The sequence below is a fragment of the Pseudochelatococcus sp. G4_1912 genome (genome assembly GCF_047501465.1).
Classification (GTDB): Bacteria; Pseudomonadota; Alphaproteobacteria; order Rhizobiales; family Beijerinckiaceae; genus Pseudochelatococcus.
Genome location: NZ_JAZDRL010000001.1, coordinates 738,249 through 761,432, shown reverse-complemented (window position 1 = coordinate 761,432; position 23,184 = coordinate 738,249). Strand labels below are relative to the sequence as shown.

Here is a 23,184-nt window from a genome sequence, read left to right as displayed (position 1 = left end):
CTTGCGGAATTGGCGGGGATGGTATCATACCCCTTTTACATGATATCAGTTGCAGTTGTGCCCCTCTGGTTCTTAACGTGGGGTGAAATCGTGCGCCGGGATCGGAAGTTTCGCCCATGAAGAAGAAGCCCCTTGTCGTTGTAACCCGCACCTTGCCGGAAAGCGTCGAGACGCGTATGCGCGAATTGTTCGATGCCCGCCTCAATATCGACGATAAGCCGTTAACGAGAGAACAACTGGTGGAGGCTGTCAAAACAGCGGATGTTCTCGTTCCTACCATTACCGATCGTATCGATGCGGAGCTCCTTGCCCATGCTGGCCCTCAATTGCGACTGATAGCCAATTTTGGCAATGGGGTCGATAATATTGATGTCGGGGCGGCTCTTGCACGCGGAATCACGGTGACGAATACGCCCGGCGTGCTGACAGAAGACACGGCTGATATGACTATGGCGCTGATTCTGGCAGTAGCGCGGCGGCTGCCGGAAGGCGCACAGATTCTTCCTGGCGGGGAGCCGTGGGCGGGATGGGCGCCTACATGGATGTTGGGGCGTCGTATTACAGGAAAACGCCTTGGAATCGTGGGTATGGGGCGTATTGGGCAAGCCTTGGCGCGTAGGGCAAAGGCATTTGGCTTATCCATTCATTACCATAATCGTCGCCATGTCGCGCCGGAGATTGAGGCTGAACTGGAGGCAACCTATTGGGATTCGCTTGACCAGATGTTGGCACGGATGGACATTGTTTCTATCAACTGCCCTCACACGCCTGCCACGTTTCATCTGCTGTCGGCGCGTCGACTCCGGTTGCTCAAGCGCGATGCCATTCTGGTTAATACCGCACGTGGTGATATCATCGATGAAACTGCGCTTATCCAGATGCTGGAAGCGGGGGAGCTTGGTGGGGCAGGGCTGGATGTTTTCAAGGAAGAGCCAGCGGTTAATCCGCGCCTGCTGAAGCTTGCGCGGCGTAATTCAGTTGTGCTCCTGCCCCATATGGGATCAGCCACACTTGAAGCGCGCACTGAGACTGGCGAGAAAGTGATTGTGAATATCAGAGCATTCCTTGACGGTCACCGTGCCCCAAACCGCGTGTTACCGAGCATGGTATAACCAACATTGACGGGACTTAATAATGGTGAATGCTCCTCAACGCATGTCAGGCATAGCACCTGTTACGATTGTGACGCGGGCAGCGCTGGGCGCTATTGGTGATGTGCTGTCGCCACCGCTGCGCCGAGTGTTGTGGCGTTCGCTTGGGTTGACGCTGTTGCTACTTGTGGCAGTAGGCACAGGCCTGGCCGCTTTAATCGAGTGGCTTTCCCAACAATCCACATGGCTTGGGAGTTATCCGTTCATTGGTACTGCTGCTGTGGTGCTGGCTAGTCTTGGTGTCTTTCTCGGGCTGATATTCCTGATCCCGCCCATCTCGGCGGTAGTAGCTGGCTTCTATCTGGACGATGTTGCGGAGGTCGTTGAGAAGCGTTGCGATCCTGCTGGCCAGCCCGGAACAGCGTTGCCGACAGGGCAGGCGATAGTATCAGGTTTGCGCTTTGGCGCTCTGTCTCTAGGTGTCAACTTTGTGGCACTACTATTGCTGCTCGTGCCGGGTGTTAACCTGATCGCGTTCCTGGGTGCGAACGCTTATCTTTTTGGTCGTGAGTACTTTGAGCTGGCGGCTGGCCGCTATCAGTCCATTGAGGATGCACGCATGTTGCGCGCTGCACATAATGGAACGGCATTGATGGGCGGGCTCGTCACAGCATTTCTAGTGACAATCCCCTTGCTGAACCTGATCACACCATTGTTTGGGGCTGCGATGATGGTGCGCATACACAATGCAATACGAACCAGCACCAACGCATCTCTAATTGAGACCATAAAAGCATAACCAAATTTCATATTTATCCGTGTATCAAGCTCCAGACCATATGTTTAAGAGCTTGATACACCAACATGATCGACGCGCAGTGCTTATACCCGCGCTTCGTTGAATTGGCCCGATTTGCGGAAACGCCACATGTAGCCTGGTAAAACGGCCTGATGCGACGTGGGGGCAATGCCTATGCCCTCTAGTGTGCGCCCTTCGGATATCGCATTTTCTGACACAATGTTATCGATTGCCAGCAGTTTCACCTGATCGCGCGTGATAACCAACGCATCAGGCATCAGCCCGAAGGTCAGTTTGTCTACTACCTCGATCACAGCAGCCTGCAACCGGGCAACGCCAAATGGTAATGAGAGAACTGGCCGCTTATGCCCTGTAATTGTCTGCACATAATCGACAAGTGAACGCAAGGTGCATACCTCTGGTCCGCCGAGTTCATAAACACGTCCTCCAGCGAGCTCACCATCAACCGCCCGCGCGATTGCTTCAGCAACATCGCCGACAAAAACCGGCTGGAACTTGGTGTTACCACCTACGAGTGGCAGAATCGGCAAGCTCCGCGTTAATGCGGCAAAGCGATTGAAGAAGGCATCTTCCTGTCCAAACATAATCGAAGGACGGAAAATAATCGCATCCGGTACGGCGGCCAGTGTTGCCTCTTCGCCTAGTGCCTTGGTGCGCGCATAAATTGAAGATGAAGTTTTATCCGCACCAATGGCAGATATATGAATGAGGCGTGCATGTACTGCAGCCGCAGCTTCGGCGATAAGGCGTGCACCATTCTGTTGAACAGCACCGAAGCTTTGGCGCCCAACCTGCTGGAGAATGCCGACAAGATTGATAACGATATCGCTGCCCTCAGCAGCACGCATGACCGAACGGCGGTAGCGGACGTTGGCTTGAACAGCCATAATCTGCCCCACAGCACCAAGAGGCTGGAGATGGCCAGCAAGATCAGGACGACGCACAGCAACCCGAATGCGATACCCGCGCCGTGCCAATGCCCGGACGACATGACGCCCGAGAAAGCCCGATCCGCCAAAAACCGTCACGAGCTTTGCCGAGGGCAAAAACGCACCGCTTGTCATGGGTTAACTCCCGTTCTCCAACACCTGTCTATTCGATTAGCGATGCATAGCGAATTCATGCCCGCCTGTACAGGTAGATCGAAAGGATTCAAATCTGAGGCGATGCGCATCATGAAAAACATCACACCTTTTTAGCCCCCACATTTTTTGTGAGGAGCTAAAGAAGGCTTTCAGAGGGGGTATGTGAGTTTATTAAGGCTTTATCCGTGCCTGAATAAACTGAATACCCATTCCTTTACATCACACATTAAGCCATAGATTTGTTTGGCTATGAACACTACAGCCGCTGTTACCAGGGCAGTGAGAGCTAGTATGGCTAATGCCGCCAGAGAAGCAGTAACCATTACGGTTGATTTTATCACCTCTGCCACTCGGCTGCCGGCGCGATATAAAAGTGATGCTCCATTCTGGAGTCTCTCTGCCATTCGCCCCCAAATCCCCTTGTCGGCAAGCGGCTTGTATTCCAGTAATGCAGGCCCTTCTTCTAGGTGGGGTGAATCAGAAATTATATCAGTATTCTGATCATTAATCTGTAACGGCAGCAAAAGAGTGATAGGCTGCTCATTATCCATTTTCAGGAGCTCAGAGGATGATTTATAGCTTATTTGGTTGATATCATTCTTTTTATATAATTCAGTGCCATGACTTGTTTTGGAAAATGTTCCAGTTAAAATTTGGCCATAATCATTTTGTTGTGAGACCTTTACTGTATTATGGCTCAGATGGCTTTCATGGTTATTGTTAGTCATGCGCGTAAAATGGCCGATTTCACTCCCACAGCCAAAATTCAATCTTGTTTTTATTGTATACGCCATTCCTTTGCCAAGGTCATTTTCAGTGAACTGTCCGCATTGTATGAGACATTCTTTGACTTCTGGGGCGAGGGCGTCAAGTTCAACCTCAGTTTCCTGCTCATAGGTGAGTTCTATATTAAGAAGTCCGGGTAAATTAAACTTTTCCTTCAACAGTGAAATAAAAGGAAGCGCAAGTTCTTTGAAAAAAGAGACTAGAGAATCTGTGCGCGTTTCTACGTATTGAACTTGCCGCTGATCAAGTCCTTTAGTGGTGCAATATAAAAATTTGACTCCCTTGTTATCTTTGAAATTGAATCCATCAATACCGATTTCTTCAATGGGATTATTTGGGGAAGGTTCAAATATAGTCGTTTTTTTATCTAATGGGGTCAGTGTAAGGGTCATCTAAATTCTCAGTAATTTTTTGGGAAATTCAGCTGTTGCCTATACGTAAACTTCTTGGCTGTCAACGTGAATGCTATCTTAGAGGTGTGTAGGTGCTATAGGTGTCATCAAGTGATTTGTTGAGTGTTTGATTTTTAATTAAGTTGAATATCTTTATATTGTGGATTTCGGGCTAAATACGCAGAGATAAATGAACATTCTGATCGTATTTTAGCACCCTCTGCCCTAACGATATCCAGTGCTCCGGTTGCCAGGTGTGTCCCAACGCCTTTGCCACCAAGTGCGGGAGGAACTTCAGTGTGCACGAAGACATAAATTTTATGCTCGTCATTCGGATGTGATTCAAAATGGTAATCGATAAGTGCTGTTGCGCCATCGATAGTTACTTCAAATCGCTGTTTTTCAGTGTTGTTGATAACTGCTTCCATCATAAGAAAAACCTTTCTCTGAGCCTACACTTGGTTTTGAGCTTTGCCGAAATACTTTTTAATTTTAAACCAAATTATCGGATAAGTCTTGCGTCAAGAATCGACGATGAATATCTCTATCGTCGCATGGTGCCAGAGAGGCAGAATTTAAGACAATTCTTTTGTAATCAATAATATCACAATCAGGTGTTCGTGCGAATGCTGAATGTACGTTATCGATCATAATAGCCTATCTGATCATTCGTGCTCTTCAAAGCAATGTCATCATTCCCGCTTCTTGTGACAGCGCAACCTCAGCTTGAATCCCTTTTTATTCATGACATTTTTGTCGTGTTTGTAAGTAAAAGCGCCTCCGAGTGAAGCGGTGTTATGATATCAAGCCGTGAACGAAATTCGACGCGCCCTGGAAATGTTGGTGCTCGCCTTGAGTTTGCCGCAAATGAGTATATTTTGATGTTGCGTGACTAATGGAATTGCACTAGAAACCTTGGAAGCAAGGTAATTTATTCTCTTATATTGAGGCTCTAACGTGACTGACGACACTCAACAAGCAGACAAGGTGAACTATGTCGAGCTAGCGGCTGACATTGTTTCTGCATATGTCGCAAACAATGCTGTTGCGGCTGCAGAACTACCAGCGCTTATCAATGAGGTTCATACTGCACTGCGGCGCGTTTCTGTTGGCGCAAGCGATTCATCTGTTGAACCGCCTAAGCCCGCAGTGGCCGTAAAGAAGTCCATCACTCCTGATTACATTGTATGCTTGGAGGATGGTAAGAAATTCAAGTCGCTGAAGCGTCACCTGCGCACGCAGTACGATATGACGCCTGAGCAATACCGTGAAAAGTGGGGCTTGGCGCCTGACTATCCGATGGTTGCGCCTAACTATGCTTTGGCACGCTCACAGCTTGCTAAGGAAATGGGTCTCGGGCAGCAGCGCAAGCGCGATACTGCAGCGGCTTCAGTACCTGCAAAGCGTGCTCGTCGTAAATCGGCTGCTTCCGGCGATTAATTTTAATGAGTGAGAGCTGGTGCACTTAAATTATGGTGCATAGTCTTTCATGATTTTCCGTCACCTCTCTACTTTACGATGAGAGTGAAGGTAAATTAAAGCTGCATCCGTCTAAACCTTAAGTGTTTAGGCGGATTTTTTTATTAATGGGCTGATTTTTGATGGTAGGAGTTCTTAAAGTTTCTGGCAGTGCTCATTTTTAATGAAGTAAGCCCTTGTAGTATTAAAGCAGTTTTATTGACCTATATATTTAATGGTGTTCGACAGTGTAATGTCTGAGTTCTTGTCGCGCCCTGGGTAACGTACTTGCGATGTGACTTGATATAACTGAGGGGACGTCTTAGTGATAGAATAATAATATGAACTGTGCCCACTACAGCTGGAAATGCTATAGTCCTCCTCATACGATGTTGGCATTGCGTTTAGCGGGTTTGCGCAACAAGGCATGTGGTTTTGATGATGGTAGATGGGCGATGACGATTGAGTATCCAAATGGCGTTGGAGTTGACGTTTCTCAGAGCGGCTCTATTGCTGCGGCTGAACATGTGGAAAAGCGTAAAGCCCCTGTCCTTATGAATATGCTGAAGCGAATGGGCAGGGCGCTCCATTATATACTCTCGCGCCTTTCTTCGAGTCTGACGCGCCGCATTGTAGTGCTTAATCTTGTTGGTCTTGTTGCTTTACTTTTGGGCTTTCTTTATCTGAATCAGTTCCGTGCAGGGTTGATTGAAGCGCGCACGCAAAGCCTGCTAACGCAAGGAGAGATCATCGCCAGTGCAATCGCTGCTTCAGCTACTGTTGCGACAGATACAATTAGCCTTGATCCAGATAAATTACTGCAGATGCAAGCGGGGGAAAGTACGGGGATAGGTGATGAGGCATCTCCCCTTGATTTTTCGATCAACCCTGAGCAGGTGGCGCCTGTGCTGCGACGCCTCGTAACCCCAACGCGCACACGGGCACGCATTTATGACCGTGAAGGTATGCTGTTGCTTGACTCGCGTCATTTCTACTCACGCGGGGATATTTTACGGTACGATTTGCCACCAATCAATCATCAACCCCGCTCTTTTGATCGTGCCGTGGATTGGCTGTCTCATCTTATTGGTGGTTATGGCTCCGCCTTTACCGAAGAGATCAGCACAAGTAACGGTCGCAACCTGGCAGAAATAAAACAGGCGCTTGGTGGCACTGCTGCCAGTGCGGTGCGTGTGAATGTCGATGGGCAGACAATTGTATATGTATCAGTACCGATACAGCGCTTGCGAACTGTGCGCGGCGCGCTGCTGCTTTCCACGCAGGGCGGCGATATTGATGCCATTATTTCTGGCGAAAGATGGGCGTTGCTTCGTGTTTTTGCAGTGGCTGCTGCCGTAATGACTGTGCTTTCCGTGCTGCTGGCTGGCACGATTGCCGGCCCTGTGCGTCGTTTGGCTGAAGCTGCTGAGCAAGTGCGAAGGGGTATAAAATCCCGCCAGGAAATCCCGGATTTTACGGATCGTTCTGATGAGATTGGCCATTTGTCCGGTGCTTTACGTGATATGACGCAGGCTCTTTATCGTCGTATTGATGCTATCGAAAGCTTTGCGGCAGATGTTGCGCACGAGTTGAAGAACCCCCTCACTTCTATGCGTAGTGCCGTTGAAACACTTCCTCTTGCGCGCAATGATGATGCGCGTGAGCGGTTGATGGCCGTTATCCAGCAGGATGTGAAGCGTCTTGATCGATTGATCAGTGATATCTCTGATGCTTCGCGTCTTGATGCTGAGCTTGCACGGATTGAGGCAGAGCCAATCGACGTGGTGCAACTTGTGGAGGCGGTTGCAGACATGGCGCGAGGCGTGCATGATAATCCGATTATCGTTGATATCGCTGATACGGCTGACCGTAAAGGTGATTATCTTGTACTCGGACATGATGGACGACTGGCACAGGTGTTCAATAATCTGGTCGATAACGCCTTATCGTTTTCGCAAGAAGGTGGTGAGGTCCGAATTGAGGTCTCACGCAAGGGCAATACAGTTCTTGTTGCGGTTGAAGATGAAGGCCCCGGTATCCCGGATCATGCGCTTGAGCGTGTGTTCGAACGGTTTTATACGGATCGTCCCGAGCAGAAGTTCGGTCAGAATTCTGGGCTTGGCCTTTCTATTTCCCGCCAGATTGTAGAAGCACACAGAGGCCGGATTGAAGCTGGAAATCGTCAGTCGTCGCACGATAGTGCAGAGATGAAAACCGGTGCAAGGTTCGTTGTTCGTTTGCCCGCAATTGTGCATACGGCGGTTCAAAAGAACTCTGTTTATTAATCTCTGGACTGCCAGGTACTATCTGGCATCCAACTTACCCCACAGCCCGGTTTATGAGGGCGGCTTCGTTGGGGGTGTTTAAAATGGGGCTGAGCTTTGACGCAGGCCGTTGTCCAAGAAACAATCCACGCAACCGCCATCGTTGTTGGTGAGATGGGAGTGCTAATCCGGGGGCGGTCGGGATCGGGAAAGTCCACGCTTGCTCGACAGATAGTGCAAAACATCCAAAAAGAAGGGCGCTTTGCACGCCTTATATCAGATGACCGCGTGTGTCTTACACGGGTGAATGGTCGTTTAGTGGCAAGTCGCATTTCCGCAATTGAAGGCATGCTCGAAATTCGTGGCATGGGAATCATGTCCGTTCTTTCAATTGAGGCTGCCGTTGTCGGATTGGTCGTGGATTGTGGTGAAAAGCCTGAGCGTTTGCCTTGCAGCTGCGACATAATGACCACTTTGCTAGATATTCCACTGCAACGTATCGCTATTAACGGATTTATAGATGCGGCGGAGCGCGTAATTTGGTTTATGGCTCAACGGGAAAACCCCGAAGTGTGATATTTATGGCTGAATGGTGACAAAATGAACTTAGAACCCTTGCACTTTTCTCTGCAATGCACAAAATGAATGCTCCTGTCATGATTATGACGGTGACACAGGGTTCTGCATGATCGGTCTCGTATTGGTGACGCACGGGTGTCTGGCGACTGAATTTAGAGCAGCGTTGGAACACGTCGTAGGCCCGCAAAAACAGCTTGAGACCGTAACCATCGGTCCCGAAGATGATATGGACGGCTGTCGTCAGGATATCCTGGCGGCTGTGTGTAGGGCGGATTCCGGTAATGGTGTTGTGGTGCTAACCGACATGTTTGGTGGCACGCCGTCGAATCTCGCCATCTCCTGTATGAACGGTAGCAAGGTTGAAGTGATAGCTGGCATCAATTTGCCACTGCTGATCAAGCTTGCGTCTGTGCGGGAGGACCATTCGCTGGATGAAGCTGTGCTCGAAGCGCAGGAAGCGGGACGTAAATATATCAACGTTGCAAGCCACGTACTCACCGGGCGTTAATGCTCATATTAAATGCCCGGCGTATGGCAGCATGTTTCAGTGAAAATTAGCTGGCTGGCGGAGAATGCAATTTCTTTCGTCGGGAGATTGTTTTAAGCTATCGGCAAATTTAACTACCCTGGCGGAACCTCAGAGTTCGATTGATCATCTGCAGTAAGCGGGGGGCATGCGCGGTAACGCTTAAGCACCTATGGCTTTAAGCGTAATGTTTTAGGTGCTTGAATTTGGTTGATTCCATTGAAAATGCTCTTGCTCAGGATGTAGATGCACAAATGCGTGAGCTGCCCATCATCAACCGTAAGGGCCTGCATGCTCGTGCTTCTGCCAAGTTCGTTCAAACTGTTGATCGTTTCGAGGCCGAGGTAACGGTTACCCGAAGCGGTGAGACCGTTGGTGGCCGTTCAATTATGGGGCTTTTGACGTTGGCTGCCGCTAAGGGAACGACAATTTCTGTTTCCGCCACAGGCCCCCAGGCAGAGGAAGTGTTGGCAGCGCTTGAAGCTTTGCTTGCTGATCGTTTTGGGGAAGAAGAGTAAGCATCAGCTTAATAAATCGCTGACGCTCATATTGTTTTTGCGCCGCTTCATAGCGGCGTATTTTTTCAGCAGAAAAGCTGGATCTAAAGTAGCCAGCTCCTGACAGACAATATGTCGTGTTGCTGAATATTTCTATATAAAGATTTCTTTATATCGCGGTTGCCGATTGGCGATGAGGCTGTTATAGAGCTGCAAGCTCAGAGGCTTCATGTGCTGGCACGCGAAGCAAAGTTCAAAAATAGGAATCTGTTCATGTCGCAGGATTTTATCGTCAAGGATATGTCGCTGGCTGATTGGGGCCGCAAGGAAATCTCCATCGCTGAAACCGAAATGCCAGGTCTCATGGCGGTACGTGAAGAGTATGGCTCCTCCCAGCCACTGAAGGGTGCGCGTATCGCTGGCTCTTTGCACATGACCATTCAGACGGCAGTGCTTATCGAGACGTTAACGGCACTTGGCGCTGACGTGCGCTGGGCTTCGTGCAACATTTACTCCACGCAGGATCACGCGGCTGCTGCCATTGCAGCAAGTGGCGTGCCGGTCTTTGCTGTGAAGGGTGAAAGCCTTGAGGAATATTGGGAATATACGCGTAAGATTCTTGAGTGGTCAGATGGAGGTACGCCAAACCTCATTCTTGATGATGGCGGCGACGCAACAATGCTTGTGCACCTCGGCCTGCGTGCAGAGCAGGGGGATACGGCATTCCTGAACGAAGCTTCATCTGAAGAAGAGCAGATTTTGTTTGCGCTCATCAAGCGCACGCTTACTGAAAAGCCTGGCTGGTTTGCTCAGCTTGCAGCCAACATTCGTGGTGTTTCAGAAGAGACAACCACGGGCGTACATCGTCTCTACATCATGGAGAAGGAAGGCAAGCTGCTCTTCCCGGCCATTAACGTCAATGACTCCGTGACCAAGTCGAAGTTCGACAACCTTTATGGTTGCCGTGAATCGCTGGTTGACGGCATTCGTCGCGGTACTGACGTCATGATGGCCGGTAAGGTTGCCATGGTTGCAGGCTTTGGTGATGTGGGTAAGGGGTCTGCTGCTTCGCTCCGTAACGCAGGCTGCCGGGTGATGGTCTCGGAAATCGACCCGATCTGCGCGCTGCAAGCAGCGATGGAAGGCTATGAAGTCGTAACCATGGAGCAGGCTGCGCCACGCGCTGATATCTTCGTTACCGCAACCGGCAACAAGGACATCATCACAGTTGAGCACATGCGTGCGATGAAGGATCGTGCAATTGTCTGCAACATTGGGCATTTCGATAATGAAATCCAGATAGCAGGCCTGCGCAATTTCAAATGGACCAATATCAAGCCGCAGGTTGACGAGATCACGTTCTCCGATGGCAAGCGCATCATCATGCTGTCAGAAGGTCGCCTGGTAAATCTCGGCAATGCAACCGGCCATCCATCCTTCGTGATGTCGGCTTCGTTCACAAACCAGACGTTGGCGCAGATCGAACTGCACACCAGGCAGCAGGATTATGACAAGAAGGTCTATACGCTGCCTAAGCATCTCGATGAGAAGGTTGCAGCGCTGCACCTGGCTAAAATCGGCGTGACGCTGACGAAACTTTCGAGTGAACAGGCAGCTTATATTGGCGTTTCTGCCGATGGGCCATTCAAGGCAGACCATTACCGCTACTAAGATCAGCGAAAATTTCTGCTGTATTTAAGTCGCAGTCGGGAGGTTTAGTGCCTCTCGGCTGCGACTTAATGAATCAGCAGGTGATGTTAAGTGGCTATCGCGCTCAAATGGCTGGGGGAATCGACCGTTTCCTTTGCGTTAACCACTTTCTGATAATGTCTCTTGCGCGTTAAAGTGTTGATGATTCGAGGTTCGGTTTGTGCCGGGCTTAGGTATTATCAGTTTGGACTTTTTCGGGCGGGGTTTCATGAGGGTAAGGGCGCGCATATTTAAGCGTCGAGGCGGGACTATGTCGTCGACGCGCGCCCTGTCGCTTTCAATGCTTGGCGCCAGTGCGCTTGTCGCTGCAGGCGGCATTTCAACGGCATTGGGGCAGCATCTCGCTGGCAGCGCTGATGCGCTGGCCATAGCCCCCTTGGTTGATGATGTCAGGGATTATTCAAGCGCACATTCAGTTATTTTGCTGGCAGGCTTTGCCGGTATCGCTGTGGCCTTTGCCATGGCAGCGACAACGCTTGTGCGTGAACGATCGCGGTCTCGTCAGAATTCCAAGTTGTTAGTGCGCGAAGTGAGCGAGCTGCGTGCGCGTCATGACCGATACGCCACACTTATAGCCAGTGAACCGCAGGTGATCGTCAGTTGGCCAAGCCGTGATGCTGAACCCATTATCGAAGGCGATGCCGCTATAGTGGTGCCCGGCCAGCAGGCCCGACGCGTACTGGCGTTTGGTTCATGGCTGGTGCCTTCGCATGCACAGGCGCTTGAACATGCCTTGAATGCCCTGAAAAATGGTGGTGAACGTTTCCGCCTTGGTTTGCGCGGCCTTGATGGACGCTATTTTGAAGCTGATGGACGGGCAATTAGCGGGCAGGCGGTGTTTCGTCTACGAGAGACGACTGTGGATCGCCAAGAACTCTCACGCACGCGGGATGCACTTGCTGGTGCGCGTGGTGATCTGTCTGCGTTGCGCACGATGCTTGATGCCATGGCTCAGCCGATCTGGCTGCGTGATCATGATGGTGCACTCATTTGGGTCAATCATGCGTATGCTATGGCCGTGGGCGCTATGGATGGTGCAGAGGTTATCGCCCGTCAGATTGAAATTCTCGATACAAAATCGCGCGAAGCTGTTCGGGCTGCGATCAGCAATGGTAGCATGTTTACGGGCCGCGTAACGGTAACGATTGCAGCAACAAAATTATCATTTGAAGTGGTGGAAAGCCCTGGCGGTAATGGCACTGCGGGGATGGCGAGCGATGTAAGCGCGCTGGAAACGGCGCGGGTCGATCTGGATCGCCTAAAGGATGCGCATGCGCGTACGCTCGATCGGCTGCCGACTGCGGTTGCGATTTTCGATGCTGATAAACGTCTTGTGTTCCATAATGCTGCCTATCGCAAGCTTTGGGCTATTGATGACGCATTCCTGGCAAGCGCGCCGGGTGATAGCGAATTGCTGGATCGCTTGCGCAGTGAGCGAAAGTTGCCGGAGCAGGCTGATTTCCGCAAGTGGAAGGGCGAGCTGCTATCATCATATCGTGCGACTGCTCCGCAGGATCACTGGTGGTATTTGCCTGACGGGCGCACATTGCATGTTGTTGTAACTCCTAATGTTCATGGCAATGGCGCTGGCGGCGTCACCTATGTGTTTGATGACGTGACTGAACGATTCAGGCTTGAATCACGTTACAACGCACTCATGCGCATGCAGGGTGAGACGCTTGATTCATTGCGTGAAGGCGTTGCGGTGTTTGGGTCTGATGGCGGGCTGAAACTGTCCAATCCCGCGTTTTCAGATCTGTGGCAGCTGGATGATGAACTCATTACCTCTCGTCCGCACGTCGATGTGGTGGCCAGACACTGTGCCGCATTGTCGGCAGATTCCTCCATCTGGAGCGATATTCGCCTCGCTGTCGCTGGCCTGCATGATACACGCACCCGTCACACGTTCCGAGTGGTGCGGCTTGATGGGGCGGCACTTGATTGCTCTGCTGCGCCTCTGCCGGATGGTTCAACGCTGCTTACCTGTACAGATATGACCGCTAGCGTCAGCGTTGAACGCGCGCTGACAGAGCGCAATGATGCGCTTGAAAAAGCCTCGCGTATCCGTGACGATTTCGTGCATCACGTGTCGTACGAACTGCGCTCGCCGCTCACCAGCGCCATTGGTTTTGCGCAATTGCTGGCCGAGGAAACGGTTGGGCCGCTTAACGCCAAGCAGCGCGAGTATGCTGATCACATTACCCGCTCGTCCGAAAGCTTGCTGGCGCTGATCAACGATATCCTTGATCTTGCGACCATCGATAACGGTGGCGTCGAAATGGTGATGGGTGATGTGGATGTGGCAGAGGCTGTTGCCGGTGCGATCCGCGGGATCGAAGTCAGACTGGCCGAAAAAGCGGTGAAGCTGAGGGTTGACGTGCCAGTGGATATCGGCACCTTCCAGGGCGATGCAAAACGGGTGCGGCAGGTGCTCTATAACCTGCTCTCGAATGCAGTCAGCACCTCACATGAAGGGGGCGCGATTATTGTGAGCGCCGAACGTGATACGGCGGAAATCCGCATTGCCGTGATGGATGATGGTTCCGGGCTCACGCCAGAACAGCTGGAGCGCCTCGTCTCACGTGCAAAAGCGACAACGAATGTCGGGCTATCGGTTGATGTAGGTCTGTCGCTGGCAAGCTCCTTCGTGGAACTACACGGAGGGCGGATTGAGGTGACGTCTGCACCGGGGAATGGTACGCGGATTGTTTGTGCATTCCCGATCATGCATGTGCTTGATGAGATTAAAGATAAAAGCGGCAAGGAGGTCGCCGCGTGAGCGCAAATTCAGCATCTGTCAGTTGGGCTGTGAGGCTCTCGGATCAGGCCGCGACTGAGCATCTGGCGCAACTTATTGCCGGTGAGACGCGTGCGGGTGATCTGATAACTCTTTCAGGGGATCTCGGGGCAGGTAAGACCACCTTTGCTCGCGCCTTTGTGCGGGCGTTTGCGCAAGATCCTGAGCTTGAAGTCCCAAGCCCTACATTCACGCTTATGCAGACCTATGAGGCTGAGCGTGGCACCGTGGTGCATGCTGACTTATACCGCATCTCTGACCCTGAAGAACTCGACTATATGGGGTGGGATGAGGCGATTGATAACGCGGCGGTGCTGGTCGAGTGGCCTGATAAAGCGGGCGACTATCTCAGCGAGAACCGGCTTGATATTCATTTGCGGCTTGTGCCGGGGTTCGATGGCGAGCGTGTTGCCGTGCTAACAGGCTCGGGTACGCGGGCAGCGCGTTTGACTGAGCTAAAGACTGTGCGCACAGTTCTGGATAGGGCCGGATGGGGCAATGCGCAGCGCAAGCCGATTTATGGCGATGCCTCGAGCCGACTGTATGAGCGCCTGACACGTCCTGATGGTGAAACTGCCATCCTGATGTTCTCGCCGCCACGTCCGAAAGTGGCAACATATCGCTCTGAGAAACCCTATCACGTTGTTGCCCGGTTATCGGATTCCGTTAACGCCTTTGTTGCGGTTGATCGAGGCTTGAGGGCGCTTGGGTTTAGTGCGCCGGTCATCTATGGTCACGATCTGGAAGCGGGCTTGCTGCTGGTGGAAGATCTTGGCACTGACGGGTTTGTGGATGCATCGGGGCCCATCCCTGAGCGATACGCTGAAGCGGTGCGTGTTTTGGCGAAGCTGCATGCTTCCAACGTGCCGGATGTGCTTCCGGTTGCCGAGGGCATAGAGCACGAAATCCCGCCTTATGATGCTGAAGCGCTGATGGTTGAGGTCGGGCTTTTGCTCGAATGGTATTTGCCTCATCGTGCTGGCCGGTTCGTGCCCAATGCAGGGCGTGATGCATTTAGTCAGATCTGGACGGGGTTGCTTAACCATGTAACCTTTCCCCAACTGACATCATCCCAGCATGCCTCTCCACAGCCAACATGGGCTTTGCGTGATTTTCATTCGCCCAATCTGATCTGGTTGAAGGATCGCAATGGACTGGCACGCGTTGGGCTAATTGATTTTCAGGATGCGGTTATGAGCCATCCTGCTTACGATCTTGCATCTCTGTTGCAGGATGCGCGCGTGACGGTCTCCCCAGAGCTTGAGCTAAAGCTGCTTGCGCTTTACGCTCAGGAAAGGCATGCGCGCGATCCCGCTTTCGATGTGAAAGAGCTGACACGCGCCTATGCAATCATGGGTGCACAGCGCGCCACAAAGTTGCTTGGGTTGTTTGTGCGTCTGGACAAGCGGGACGGAAAGCCGGCTTATCTTGCTCATCTGCCGCGCATTGGTGAGTATCTGCGTCGCAATCTCGCGCATCCGGATTTGTCCGAATTACGTGGTTGGTTCGAGGTACACTTGCCGCAGCTGGCAATGGCTGAGGTCGAGCGTCATTTTTAGTATGCAGTAACGTGTGTTCGGCTTTCATAAAAAATGAAGGCAAGCCGTTATAGAACGTTTAGTCGTGGGAATGGCGGTTGCGTTGTTCCCTTCCTGCCATAACCTCTCATGATGCGGACCATCTGTGAGAGCCAGATCAGCAGTGTTGATAATGTCCAAGCACTCCGTGCCTACACCTACTTCCGCCATGGTGCTTGCCGCCGGGATTGGCAGCCGCATGCGTCCTGTAACGGCAACATTGCCGAAACCACTCGTGCGTATTGCCGGTCGTTCACTTCTCGACCGCGCGCTCGACCGGTTGGCACAGGCAGGCGTCAAGCGGGCCGTGGTCAATGTGCATTACCTGCCAGAGCTGGTGGAGCAGCATCTTCAGCATGTTGAAGGCATAGAGATCATCATCTCGGACGAGCGCGCGCAGCTGCTTGAGACCGGTGGAGGCACAAAAAAAGCGCTCAAGAAATTGGGGCCTGATCCGTTTTTTGTCGTCAATACGGATGCCATGTGGTTGGAGGGGCCTACCTCCAATATCAAGCAACTGATGGCGCGCTGGAATCCGGACGATATGGACATGCTGCTGCTGCTAGCCAACAGCGCTAATAGCATAGGCCATGAAGGTGAGGGCGATTTCACCATGACGTCAGAGGGGCGCCTGATACGCCGCAGCGAGCGCCATGTCGCGCCCTTCATTTATGCGGGCGTGGGGCTCATCAAACCTGAACTGTTCAAGGATACGCCGGAGGGGCCATTCTCGCTCAACCTGCTGTTCGATCGGGCAATTGAAGCCGGGCGCCTGTATGGCCTGCGGCTCGATGGAGAGTGGCTGCATGTGGGAACGCCTGAAGCTATTCTTGAAGCGGAAGAGTTTGTCGCAGCGAGTGCCAAGTGACCGTGTGGCCACATGACTGAGGCCGGCAGGCAAATGGACCTACTCGCCAGAAAGCAGGCCCGGGTCTATACGATTGCGGCCGGCGCGCCGTTTCTGGAAACGCTTGCTGATGCGCTGCTCGACGGGCGGATCGTGCCGGGCTTTCCGAATGCGGCTGATCCGTTGTCATTATCACGGGCGACAATTTTTCTGCCGACGCGTCGTGCAGCGCGCGCTTTTGCGACCTTGCTTGCTGAACGGTTTGCGCCATCACCAGTATTGCTGCCGCGCCTCGTGCCGTTGGGCGATGTTGATGATGCAGAGCTTTCTCTTGCGGCAGAAGGCGAGGCATTTGCTGACACAGCGTTGGCGGCAACACTTGCGCCGTCATTGGGCGATACCGAACGGCGCCTGATCCTGACACGGTTGGTGCTATCATGGGCACGGGCGGTGGACCGGGCCTTGTTGCGTCTTGATGATCGTGAGCCGTTGCTGGTGCCGGCATCCCCGGCGGATGCGCTGGCGCTAGCAGGCGATCTTGCCCGCCTGATGGATGCCCTCACCACTGAGAATGTGCCGTGGAGCGCCCTGGCTGCCTTGGTTGAAGAGCGGCACTCACGTTACTTCGCGATTACTCTTGAGTTTCTGCAAATTGCTGCTGAGCAATGGCCGCGTATTCTTGCTGACCGCAATGCAAGCGATCCGGTTGCCCGGCACCATCGGCTGACGTTAGCGCAAGCTGAGCAGCTTGCGCAGCGGCCACCAAGCGGCCCGATGATTGTTGCGGGGTCCACAGGCTCGATTCCGGCAACTGCCAAGCTGATTGCTGCCATAGCGCATCTGCACGAAGGGGCGGTTGTGCTGCCGGGGCTTGATCAGCGGTTGGACGATGAGACGTGGGCTGTCATTGGTGGAAAAGATGGCGGCCCTGTTTCAACGCACCCGCAGGCTGTGCTGTATCAATTATTGGCGACGATCGGCATTGAGCGCCGAGAGGTGATGCCATTGGGGCGTGCGTCAGAGGGTCTTGATGCGCGGCGGCAATTTATCAGCGCATCGATGCGGCCAGCTGAAACCACAGATCACTGGCATATTGAACGCGCGCAAATTACGACGCAGGAGCCGCTCGATAACATCGCTTTGATCGAGGCGCCAGACGAGCGCATGGAAGCGCTGGCGGTTGCAATCACATTACGTGAGGCGCTTGAAAGCGAAGGTAAAACGGCAGCGCTCATAACGCCAGACAGGGCACTGGCAGAACGTGTCAGCACCGAATTGGCGCGCTGGGGCATCGCTGCTGAGGATTCTGCTGGGCTATCGTTGTCGCGTAGTCGTGCTGGTACTTTAGCGCGCTTGGCTGCACAGGCAGCTGTAACAAACTTTGCACCTGAGCCACTACTGGCGCTTCTCGCGCATCCGATGGCGACGTTTGGCCGCCCGCGTGCCGAGGTTGAGCGCTGTGCTGCAGTTATCGAGATCGGTCTGTTACGCGGCCCCGCACCGCCGAAGGGGCTGCAGGGGCTGTTGGCGATTTTACCGGTACGCCGCGAGCAGGCCGGCCAACGCCATGCTGCCCGTCCTTTGGCTGCCTTCACGGATAATGATTGGACGTTAGCGGAAGAATTCCTGCATCAATTGCAGGAAACCTTTGCTGCATTCATGCCGCAGGAAGGTGAAAATCCGGCTGAGATTGATCTCGTTGCGCTTGCACCGCGCCATGCGGTGACGATGGCGCGTATTGCTGCAACCGAGGCGGGGGAGACGTTGCCTGTCGGCGAAGGTGGCGAGGAACTTGCCGGCTTGTTCGATGATCTTGCATTCGCTGATGCTGCCGGAATTTATGGACGGTTTGCGGATTATCCGGCGCTTTTCCAGGGCTTGGCAGATGAGCGCGTTGTACGACGGGATACGGGCGCGCCGGTCCACCCACGAATTAAGATCTGGGGTTTGCTGGAAGCGCGTCTTCTGCAGGTTGACCGCGTCGTACTGGGCGGTTTCGATGAGGGTGTATGGCCGCCACGTGCGCGTACGGATGCTTTCCTCAATCGTCCCATGCGGACGGCACTGGGGCTTTCTGCCCCCGAACGGCGCATTGGCCAGACAGCACATGATTTTGCTGAAGCGATGGGCGCGCCTGAAGTTATCATCACGCGCGCACTCAAGCGGGATGGTGCGCCGACCGTGCCTTCGCGGTTTCTGCAACGCATGAAAGCGCTTGCAGGCGAAGACATGTGGGGAAAGGTTGCAGATGCTGGAGCGCGGTTTATTGCGCTGGCGCATGCAGTTGATAGACCGCAGCCATCGGCTCCGATCAGCCGCCCCAAACCCAAGCCGCCAAGAGCATTATTGCCTAAGGGGCTAAGCGTTACGGCAATCGAGACTTTGGTGCGTGATCCTTATGCGGTTTATGCGCGTCATGTTCTGAAGCTCGATCCATTAGAGGGTATTGCGGTGCCTCCTGGTGCAGCTGACAGGGGCACGTTGGTGCATGCAGCATTGGGAAATTTCAGTGCTGCATGGCCAACACTTCTGCCTGAAAATGCGCTGGAAGAGGTGATGCGTTTTGGGCGAGAGGCTTTTGCACCCTTGGCGGTCTATCCGGATATTGCCGTGCTGTGGTGGCCCCGCTTTGAGCAACTTGCCCGTGCTTTTGTCGATTGGGAAATACTGCGACGCGGCGATATCCGCCGGGTGCATGCGGAAGTCTCTGGGCGGATAGAGATCCCACTGCCGGATGGCACAAGCTTTGCCCTTTCAGCGCGTGCAGATCGCATTGAAGAAGGTGATAAAGATACCGTTATCGTCGATTTTAAAACAGGGCTACCACCATCGCCGAAGCAGATTTTTGCAGGCTTTGCCCCGCAAATGACGCTTGAAGCGGCCATGCTGAAACGTGGCGCATTTCGCGAAATTGCAGCGGCTCCTGCGCCTCGGTTGCTTTATATACATGCCACCGGCGGCCGCGATCCGCTGACTGAAAAGCCCGTCACATCGCCTCGTGGTGAAGCACGTACGGTTGAGCAGATTGTGGAGGAGCATTTCAGCGGCCTTCAAGCGTTGCTCGCCCGTTATTACACGGGCAAGACAGGCTTTTCTTCGCGTCCGTTCGCTCAGTTCGCCAAGCGTGAGGGGCCTTATGATCATCTGGCCCGTGTGCGCGAATGGTCTGTTACTGCCGGTGAAGGGGATGAGACATGAGCGGTATCGTCGTTCCCGCCAAAACCGGTCATGATCAACGTCGTGCTGCTGATCCTTCTGCTTCGGCATGGGTATCGGCCAATGCCGGCTCTGGCAAAACCAAGGTGCTGGCGGATAGGGTGTTGCGGCTGCTCCTGGATGGTGTTGATCCAGCGCGGATACTTTGCCTCACCTTTACCAAAGCTGCTGCAGCAAACATGTCGAACCGCGTGTTTGACGAATTGGGCGCATGGGTCGCGCTTGATGATGCAACCCTTGCTCGCAAGCTTGAAGCACTGGATGGTGCGTCTTCCTCTCCAAAACGAATTGCCATTGCGCGTCGGTTGTTTGCGCGTGCGGTTGAAACGCCGGGCGGTTTGAAAATTGAGACGATCCACGCATTCTGCGAACGGCTGCTGCATCTTTTCCCATTCGAGGCCAACGTACCCGCACGTTTTGAGGTGCTGGATGAGGCTCAATCGCAGGAATTGCTGGAGCAGGCCACCCGTGAGGTATTGATCGGTGCGTCCCTTGGGCGTGATCCACTTGTTGCGCAATGCCTGACCTATCTCGCTCATGAGGCTGGTGATGATACAGTCAACAAGGTGTTGCGGGCGGCATTGCGACATAAGCCATTTCTGCGCGATTACGCGCGTGGGGCGGAGGGGCTGACGCGTGTCCTTGATGCATTTGGCGCTTCATGCGGGCTAGGTGTTGCTGAAACCCCAGCCTATCTGCGCCGTATTGTGGTTGAGGGGGGCATTCAAGCGCAGGAATGGCCTGGCATCGCAACTGAGCTTGATAACGGCAGCAAAACAGACAAGGCGAAAGCAGAAGCGCTACGGGCAGCATACGCAGCCACCCGTGAGGAAGAGCGTTTCATTTTATATCGCGATATCTTTTTCACGCAGACGGGATCGCCGCTCAAAAGTATGGCGACTAAAGCCATCGATGTTTCACTCGCGGAGCGTCTTCTTGAAGAGCAGGACCGCGTGGTGTCCGTGCTTGAGCGCCTAAAGGTTGCTGAAGCAATTGCGCGCACAAAGGCTTTGTTTACGCTCGCAGATGCCGTTTTTGGCCGCCTGGAAGCCTTGAAGAATGCCCGAGGTGCGCTTGATTTTGATGATCTGATCGCTCGCACCGTCTCTCTCCTGCAGCGGGCTGATGCAGCCTGGATTCTCTACAAGCTGGATGCGGGTATTGACCACGTGCTGGTGGATGAGGCGCAGGATACATCGCCCGATCAATGGATTATTCTTAAAACGCTGGTTGAGGAGTTTGCCGCTGGAGAGGGCGCTTTTCCGCGTCGGCGCACGTTGTTCGCGGTGGGGGATCCCAAGCAATCTATTTACGGTTTTCAGGGCGCTGCTCCTTATGAATTTGAAGCAAGCGGGCGCCACTTCCGCAATAGAACTGTCGCTGCCGACATGCGCTTTGAGGATGTGCAGCTAACGGTATCCTTCCGTTCTGCGCCGGAAATTCTTTCCGCTGTTGATGCCGTTTTCGCTTTGCCTGCTCATCGTAAAGGCCTCTCGTTCGATGATGGCGCGAGCGGACCAGTCCATGAAAGCGCGCGTCCTTCATCGCCCGGTGTGGTTGAGGTTTGGCCAACAGAATGGAAAGTAAAAGCCGTCGATACTGACGCGTGGAGCCTTCCTGTAGACGAGCCGGAGGCATCGGCGCCAGCTGTGCGCCTTGCCCGCAAGGTCGCCCGGACCATTCGCCGTTGGATGAATATGGGCGATGAAAATGGCCAGCTTATTCAGCCGGGTGAAGTGCTCATTCTGGTGCGCAAGCGGAGTGTTTTCTTCGAGGCAGTTATTCGCGCACTCAAGGATGAGCACGTACCTGTTGCAGGCGCTGATCGCTTGACTGTCGCACAGCATATCGGCGTGCGCGATCTTGTTGCTGCCGGTCGTGCAGCGCTGCAACCATATGACGATCTGACGCTCGCAGCCGCGCTAAAATCCCCGCTTGTGGGGTGGAGCGATGATGATCTCATGCGCATTGCCGCGCCGCGTGCTGAGGGCGTATCGCTTATTGAGGCGATCCACCAGGCAGCCGAGGCCGCAGATGCTGCTGCAGTAACAGCAAGATCAAAACAGGCAGAATGGCGTGAACTGGCTGCTCTGCGCGGTCCGTTCGGCTTCTACGCGACGCTGCTTGGGCCGCTTGGTGGCAGGCGGGCGCTGGTTGCGCGACTGGGGGCGGAAGCGGGCGATGCTATTGATTCATTCCTTGCTCTCGCGCTGGACTATGAGCGCCGTCTGGCACCATCTCTGACGGGGTTTCTGAACGCATTTGAGGGGGCAACGCGCGACATAAAGCGCGATATGGACGATGCCCGCAATGAAGTGCGTGTGATGACTGTCCATGGCGCGAAGGGGCTTGAAGCACCAGTCGTTATCCTTGCAGACGGCGGCGAAAAGCCGGACGGTAGCCATGATCCCTTGCTCATCGAAGTTGCGGTAGAGGTTGAAGGAGAGACGATCAAGATTCCTGTCTGGTCGCCGAGTTCAAAGGCTGATCCGACGCCGGTTGCGGAAGCGCGGGCGCTTTTACGTGAAAAAGCGGCGGAAGAAAATAACCGGCTGCTGTATGTTGCGCTGACGCGTGCCAAAAACAGGCTGATTGTTGCATCTGGTATCAATAAAGAGCCTCCTGGAGCCGATGACTCGATTGCAAATGCGCGCCCTTCTGACGATTGTTGGAGCGGTATGGTCATCAACGGTCTTGAGCAGGCGGTATCGGAGCCAACCGGCACAAAGGGCCGCCTGGTTTGCGTTGATGATGGAGACGGTCGTGAGGTTCTGCGCTGGTTCACGCCAGAGAAATCCCCCGCAATGCCTGCCGTGCCATCATCCTCTATCGCGCCTGTTTTCGAGGCCCCGGTATGGCTGATGCAGCCTGCGCGAACAGAGGCTGAAAGTGCACCGCCTCTGAGGCCATCGAGTGCGCTTTCAGCAGCCGATCAGCCGCATCGCCCGGCGGATGCGCCAATCATTGCAAGCGCGCGTTTACGCGGTCAGCTTGTTCACGCACTGATAGAACGATTGCCCGCATTTGCGCCAGAAGCGCGCGTGCTGGCTGCCAACGGTTTCGTTGCAGCACGTGCGGGGCGTTTGCCGGTGCAGGATCAGCGGCAGATCATCGAAGCAGCAATCGGCGTACTATCCGCGCCCGCTTTGCAGGACTTGTTTGGCCCTCAAAGTCAGGCAGAGGTGGCAGTCGCAGGCAATGTCATCCTGGGTGATGGCACTACGCTGCCAATATCTGGCCGCATCGACAGATTGGCCATTGCTGGTGATGAAGTCCACATTGCGGATTTCAAAAGCGGCACGCCGAGTAATGCTCAACAGCTCACGGGTACAGTACAGCAGGCGCATGTCGCACAGCTCGCGCTCTATTATGCTTTGTTGCGCCAGATCATGCCTGAGAAGCGCATACGCACGTTCCTGATCTATACAGTTGGCCCGACGGTTATAGAGGTGCCTGCTGCCGAACTCGAAACTGCTCTGCAGCAAAAGAACAAGCTGGATGTGTTCCCCGGTGGATATAAAGGCTAAAGCCGCGGCCTG

General features: G+C 53.6%; 16 protein-coding genes. 13 read left to right on the top strand and 3 right to left on the bottom strand.

Features of this window, described 5'->3' with window-relative positions:
• Positions 1 to 116 precede the first annotated feature (116 nt).
• Positions 117 to 1,112 (top strand): 2-hydroxyacid dehydrogenase, encoded by a 996-nt coding sequence (locus VRZ32_RS03565; protein WP_414524249.1) that lies wholly within the window; start codon positions 117 to 119, stop codon positions 1,110 to 1,112.
• A gap of 22 nt (positions 1,113 to 1,134) precedes the next feature.
• Entirely contained in the window at positions 1,135 to 1,890 is a 756-nt protein-coding gene (locus VRZ32_RS03560) for a sulfate transporter family protein (RefSeq protein WP_414524247.1), read from the top strand.
• Between the two features lie 83 nt (positions 1,891 to 1,973).
• Here the strand turns inward: VRZ32_RS03560 and VRZ32_RS03555 are convergent, their stop codons facing one another.
• From VRZ32_RS03555 to VRZ32_RS03545, 3 genes are all read right to left on the bottom strand, one after another.
• Complete coding sequence (locus VRZ32_RS03555) at positions 1,974 to 2,975, bottom strand: complex I NDUFA9 subunit family protein (protein WP_414524245.1); 1,002 nt, start codon at positions 2,973 to 2,975, stop codon at positions 1,974 to 1,976.
• Between the two features lie 200 nt (positions 2,976 to 3,175).
• A complete protein-coding gene (locus VRZ32_RS03550) occupies positions 3,176 to 4,174 on the bottom strand; it encodes a hypothetical protein (protein ID WP_414524243.1) in 999 nt (332 codons plus the stop codon).
• 134 nt (positions 4,175 to 4,308) lie between these two features.
• The gene (locus VRZ32_RS03545) at positions 4,309 to 4,605 is read right to left on the bottom strand and encodes a GNAT family N-acetyltransferase (RefSeq protein ID WP_414524241.1); all 297 of its coding nucleotides are present in this window, start codon (positions 4,603 to 4,605) and stop codon (positions 4,309 to 4,311) included.
• A gap of 526 nt (positions 4,606 to 5,131) precedes the next feature.
• On the opposite strand from VRZ32_RS03545, the gene VRZ32_RS03540 reads away from it, so the two are divergent.
• From VRZ32_RS03540 to addA, 11 genes are all read left to right on the top strand, one after another.
• Complete coding sequence (locus tag VRZ32_RS03540) at positions 5,132 to 5,614, top strand: MucR family transcriptional regulator (protein WP_414524239.1); 483 nt, start codon at positions 5,132 to 5,134, stop codon at positions 5,612 to 5,614.
• Between the two features lie 473 nt (positions 5,615 to 6,087).
• A complete protein-coding gene (locus tag VRZ32_RS03535; protein WP_414524237.1) occupies positions 6,088 to 7,917 on the top strand; it encodes a stimulus-sensing domain-containing protein in 1,830 nt (609 codons plus the stop codon).
• Positions 7,918 to 8,013: 96 nt separating this feature from the next.
• On the top strand, positions 8,014 to 8,472 hold the full coding sequence (locus VRZ32_RS03530; protein ID WP_414524235.1) for an HPr kinase/phosphorylase: 459 nt from the start codon (positions 8,014 to 8,016) through the stop codon (positions 8,470 to 8,472).
• Positions 8,473 to 8,581: 109 nt separating this feature from the next.
• Positions 8,582 to 8,983 (top strand): PTS sugar transporter subunit IIA, encoded by a 402-nt coding sequence (locus VRZ32_RS03525; protein WP_414524233.1) that lies wholly within the window; start codon positions 8,582 to 8,584, stop codon positions 8,981 to 8,983.
• 272 nt (positions 8,984 to 9,255) lie between these two features.
• On the top strand, positions 9,256 to 9,519 hold the full coding sequence (locus VRZ32_RS03520) for an HPr family phosphocarrier protein (RefSeq protein WP_414525027.1): 264 nt from the start codon (positions 9,256 to 9,258) through the stop codon (positions 9,517 to 9,519).
• A 252-nt stretch (positions 9,520 to 9,771) separates the two neighbouring features.
• Positions 9,772 to 11,169, top strand: coding sequence for an adenosylhomocysteinase (ahcY, locus tag VRZ32_RS03515; RefSeq protein WP_414524231.1), 1,398 nt, complete (start codon positions 9,772 to 9,774; stop codon positions 11,167 to 11,169).
• 289 nt (positions 11,170 to 11,458) lie between these two features.
• Positions 11,459 to 13,987 carry a PAS-domain containing protein gene (locus VRZ32_RS03510; protein ID WP_414524229.1) on the top strand — a complete coding sequence of 843 codons (2,529 nt, stop codon included), beginning with the start codon at positions 11,459 to 11,461 and terminating at the stop codon, positions 13,985 to 13,987.
• Positions 13,984 to 15,564: a tRNA (adenosine(37)-N6)-threonylcarbamoyltransferase complex ATPase subunit type 1 TsaE gene (tsaE, locus tag VRZ32_RS03505; protein WP_414524227.1), complete on the top strand. Its 1,581-nt coding sequence runs from the start codon at positions 13,984 to 13,986 to the stop codon at positions 15,562 to 15,564. The genes VRZ32_RS03510 and tsaE overlap by 4 nt, the downstream gene beginning before the upstream one ends.
• Before the next feature lie 151 nt (positions 15,565 to 15,715).
• Positions 15,716 to 16,450, top strand: coding sequence for a nucleotidyltransferase family protein (locus tag VRZ32_RS03500; RefSeq protein WP_414524225.1), 735 nt, complete (start codon positions 15,716 to 15,718; stop codon positions 16,448 to 16,450).
• 12 nt (positions 16,451 to 16,462) lie between these two features.
• Entirely contained in the window at positions 16,463 to 19,627 is a 3,165-nt protein-coding gene (gene addB, locus VRZ32_RS03495; RefSeq protein ID WP_414524223.1) for a double-strand break repair protein AddB, read from the top strand.
• The gene (gene addA / locus VRZ32_RS03490) at positions 19,624 to 23,172 is read left to right on the top strand and encodes a double-strand break repair helicase AddA (RefSeq protein ID WP_414524221.1); all 3,549 of its coding nucleotides are present in this window, start codon (positions 19,624 to 19,626) and stop codon (positions 23,170 to 23,172) included. The genes addB and addA overlap by 4 nt, the downstream gene beginning before the upstream one ends.
• The last annotated feature ends 12 nt before the right edge of the window (positions 23,173 to 23,184 follow it).